The 456-nt window shown below is 73.7% G+C and carries 1 pseudogene; it reads right to left on the minus strand.

Features of this window, described 5'->3' with window-relative positions:
* Positions 1 to 186: 186 nt before the first annotated feature.
* Positions 187 to 456: pseudogene (locus NBZ85_RS31785) on the minus strand (hypothetical protein); the annotation flags it as partial.

Consider the following 456-nt stretch of genomic DNA (forward strand, 5'->3'; position numbering starts at 1 on the left):
CTCCACCACCCGTTCGGCCACCGGTTCGGCCGCCCCTGCTCGTTCCCCTGGCCCGATCGTTCCCGCCGACGTCGAGGCGATCCGGCACTTCCTCACCGGCGAGCAGCGGCCGGGATCCTTACCGAACCCGACCCGGAACCCGAACACGACGACGGCCCAGCCCTGATCTTCCGCCGTCGGCATGGGTCAGGTGGCCGGCCCGCGAGACGAACTGATCCTGCTGTACCCCTGTGGAGCCCCGATCCCGACGCCGGTGCCCTCGTGGGCGGTGAAGAAGTCGAGGATGGCACCGGTGGCGTCGAAGGTCCGCCCGGCGGCTGAGTCGCGCGGGTCACGGCGGGCCTCCGGGCTCGCCGGCCACAGGTGGGTGCCGCCGACGACCGTGTCGAACAGCACCTCGCCGCCGCCGGCACAGCCGACGTAGCGGCGGGCGACGATCCCGGGGGCGGGCTGGGC

This window comes from Frankia tisae (assembly GCF_025403405.1).
GTDB classification, from domain to species: domain Bacteria; phylum Actinomycetota; class Actinomycetes; order Frankiales; family Frankiaceae; genus Frankia; species Frankia tisai.